The organism is Streptomyces tremellae, assembly GCF_039540215.1.
Taxonomy (GTDB): domain Bacteria; phylum Actinomycetota; class Actinomycetes; order Streptomycetales; family Streptomycetaceae; genus Streptomyces; species Streptomyces tremellae.
In genome coordinates this window covers 1-3,564 of sequence record NZ_BAABEP010000131.1, presented here as the reverse complement: position 1 = coordinate 3,564, position 3,564 = coordinate 1, and the positions used below count along the sequence as shown (strand labels likewise).

Annotated in this window: 2 protein-coding genes; both read right to left on the bottom strand. The window is 75.9% G+C overall.

The genetic code is table 11. From position 1 onward, the window contains the following. Positions 1–144 precede the first annotated feature (144 nt). On the bottom strand, positions 145–2,385 hold the full coding sequence (recG, locus tag ABEA77_RS33600; RefSeq protein WP_345655931.1) for an ATP-dependent DNA helicase RecG: 2,241 nt from the start codon (positions 2,383–2,385) through the stop codon (positions 145–147). 26 nt (positions 2,386–2,411) lie between these two features. Further along, positions 2,412–3,564 (bottom strand): DAK2 domain-containing protein (locus tag ABEA77_RS33595; RefSeq protein ID WP_345655929.1); only part of this gene is annotated, 1,153 nt, incomplete at its 5' end.

Genomic DNA, 3,564 nt, shown 5'->3' with positions numbered 1-3,564 from the left:
ACGTGCGATCCCAACTCCTTGGCCCACAGAACGACATGGCTACGATCCGACTTGTGCGGGCGGGCGCGAGCCCGGTGCGGGCCGCGTGGGCGCGCGCTGCGGTGCGGCGGGCGCGGTGCGGGCGGTGCGGGCCGGGCCACCGCCTCACCCCTTGTCGAGGTAGCGCTCGCGGTCGGCGTCGAGCAGCGCGTCGAGCGCGGTGCGCAGCTGGGGGTGGCCGGTCAGCTCGGGGTCGCGCGCGACGACGGCCGCGGCCTCCTCGCGGGCCTGCGCGATGACCTCCTCGTCCTCGATGACGGCGAGCATCCGCAGGCTGGAGCGCACGCCGGACTGCGCCTGGCCGAGCACGTCGCCCTCGCGGCGCTGTTCGAGGTCGATGCGGGAGAGCTCGAAGCCGTCGAGGGTGGCGGCGACCGCGCCGAGCCTGGCCCGCGCGGGGCTCGCCGCCGGGGCGTCCGTGACGAGCAGGCACAGGCCGGGCGCCGCGCCCCGGCCGACCCGGCCGCGCAGCTGGTGGAGCTGGGAGACGCCGAAGCGGTCGGCGTCCATGATCACCATGGCGGTCGCGTTCGGCACGTTGACCCCGACCTCGATGACGGTGGTCGCGACGAGCACGTCGACCTCGCCCGCGGCGAAGCCGCGCATGACGGCGTCCTTCTCGTCGGGCGCCAGGCGGCCGTGGAGGGTCTCGACGCGCAGCCCGGCGAGCGGGCCCGCCGTGAGCTTCTCCGCGACATCCACCACGGCGAGTGCGGGGCGCTTCTCGCCGTCCTCCGCGGCCTGCTTCTTCTTCCCGCCGTCCTCCTCGTCACCGATGCGGGGGCAGACGACGTACGCCTGGTGGCCCGCCGCGACCTCCTCGCGGACCCGGTCCCAGGCCCGGGTGAGGAAGTGCGGCTTGTCCTGCACGGGCACCACATGGCTGGCGATCGGCGAACGGCCTGCGGGCAGCTGGTCGAGCACGGAGGTCTCCAGGTCACCGAAGACCGTCATGGCGACCGTGCGGGGGATGGGCGTGGCCGTCATGACCAGCAGGTGCGGCGGCTGCTTGCCCTTCGCGCGCAGGGCGTCGCGCTGCTCCACGCCGAAGCGGTGCTGCTCGTCGACGACGACGAGGCCGAGGTCGTGGAACTGGACCTTGTCCTCGATCAGGGCGTGCGTGCCGATGACGATGCCCGCCTCGCCCGTGACCAAGTCGAGCAGGGCCTGGCGGCGGGCCGCCGCGCCCATCGAGCCGGTGAGGAGGACGACCTTGGTGGCGGTCTCCGCGGCGCCGAGGGTGCCGCCGTCCGCGAGGTCGCCCATCATCTCGGTGACGGAGCGGTGGTGCTGCTGGGCGAGGACCTCGGTGGGCGCGAGCATCGCGGCCTGGCCGCCCGCGTCCACGACGGCGAGCATGGCCCGCAGCGCGACGAGCGTCTTGCCCGAGCCGACCTCGCCCTGGAGCAGCCGGTGCATGGGGTGCTCGGTGCCGAGGTCGGCGAAGATCTCCGCGGTGACCTTCTGCTGGCCTTCGGTGAGGGTGAACGGAAGGCGCGCGTCGAAGGCGTCGAGCAGCCCGCCGGCGACGGGTCGCCGGGCCACCGCGGGCAGCTGTCCTTCGGCGTGGCGCCTGCGGGCCAGCGCGACCTGGAGGACGAACGCCTCGTCCCACTTGAGCCGCTCGCGGGCCTCCTCGACGTCGGCCCTGGTCTCGGGCCTGTGCACCTTGCGCAGCGCCTCGGGCAGCGAGGCCAGGCCGCGGCCCCCGCGCAGGGGCGCGGGCAGCGGGTCGACCGCCTCGGCGGCGCGCGGCAGCACCAGGTCGACGGCCTTGGCGATCTTCCAGGACTCCAGGCCCTTGCAGGCCGGGTAGATCGGGATGAGGCGGCCGGCGAAGGCGTCCACGGCGGCGCCCTCGGCGGCCCCGCCCGCCCCCGGGCCGGCGTCTCCGGCGTCCGAGGCAGCCCCGTCGTCCCCCTGACGGCCGAGCGTCACGTACGTGGGGTGGGCGAGCTGGAGCTTGCGGTTGAAGACGGAGACCTTGCCCGCGAACATGGCGCGGCTGCCGGGCGGCAGGTCCTTGTGCGGCTTGTGGATGCCACGGCCGAAGAACACCAGCTGGAGCGTGCCGCTGCCGTCCGTGAGGGTCACTTCGAGGCGCTGGCCGCGGCCACCGTTGAACCGCAGCACGCGGGAGTCGGCGACCTGGGCGACCACGGTCACGTCCTCGTCGAGCGGGAGGTCGGCGAGCCGGGTGAGCCGGCCGCGCTCCTCGTAGCGCCGGGGATAGTGGTGCAGCAGGTCACCCACGGTGTGCAGGCCGAGGTGCTCGGCCATCACCTTGGCGGTGGGCTGGCCGAGTGTCTTCTTGAGGGGTTCGTCAAGCGCGGACACGTCGTCCATTCCACACCACGCCTCGGACATCGGGCTCATTCGACGCCGATGAGCAGGGGTGCCGTCCGGCCGCCGCCGCGGTGCACGACGGTGTCGACGGCCAGGTGACCGCCGCGCACATGGGCTTCGAGCCGGTCCGCGAGCGCCTCGGGCACGTCGTCGCCGAGGACGAGGGTGACCAGTTCGCCGCCGGCCGCGAGCATCCGGTCGAGCACCGCCTGAGCGGTGGCGGCGAGGCTGTCGCCGATCACGGCGACGTCCCCCTCGATCAGGCCGAGCACGTCCCCGGCCCGGCAGATGCCCGCCGTCGTCCAGGCCATGCGCTCAGCTACGGCGAGCTCGCCGTAGCGGGTGGCCCCGGCCGCCGAGGTCATCGCGACGACGTCCTCGTCGAAGCGGCGCTCCGGCTGGTGCACGGCGAGGGCGGCGATGCCCTGGACCGCGGCCCTGGTGGGGATGAGGGCGACCCGTACGCCCTCGGCGCGCGCCTGCGCCGCGGCGGCGGCCGCGGTGTGCCGCAGGCCGGTGTCGTTGGGCAGCAGCACCACTTCGCGGGCGCGGGCGCGCCGGATCGCCTCGGCGATCTCGGCGCTCGCGGGCGGCTCGCCCGCGCGGGCGACGAGGGGCGTGGCGCCCGCCTCGGCGCAGAGCCCGGCGAGCCCTTCGCCGGGGACCACGGCGACGACGGCGCGCCGTACCTCGTCCCCCGCGGTCCTGGCAGCGGCGGCGGGCGCGCGCGGCGAGAGGTGGGTGACGCGGATCCGGTACGGGCGTCCCGCCTCGATCCCCGCCTCGACCGCGGCGCCCGCGTCGTCGGTGTGGACGTGCACCTTCCACAGGCCCTCGCCGCCGCCGATCACCAGGCAGTCGCCGAGGGCGTCGAGCCGGCCGCGCAGCCGGGCGAGGGCGTCGGACCCGGCCTCCAGCAGGTAGATCACCTCGAAGGCGGGGCCCTCCTCGGTCTGCGGCCTCGCCGGGCACTCGGCCTCGGCCGGGGGCGCGGCGACGCGCGGGCGGGCGGGCGGCGGGGCGGGCGCGCGCCCCGTGACCGTCTCCACGAGGGCGCCGAGCAGGGCGACGAGGCCGAGGCCCCCGGCGTCGACCACCCCCGCGCTGCCGAGGGCCGCGAGCTGCCGGGGCGTCGCGTCGAGCGCGGCGCACGCTCCGGCGTACGCGGCGCGCACGACG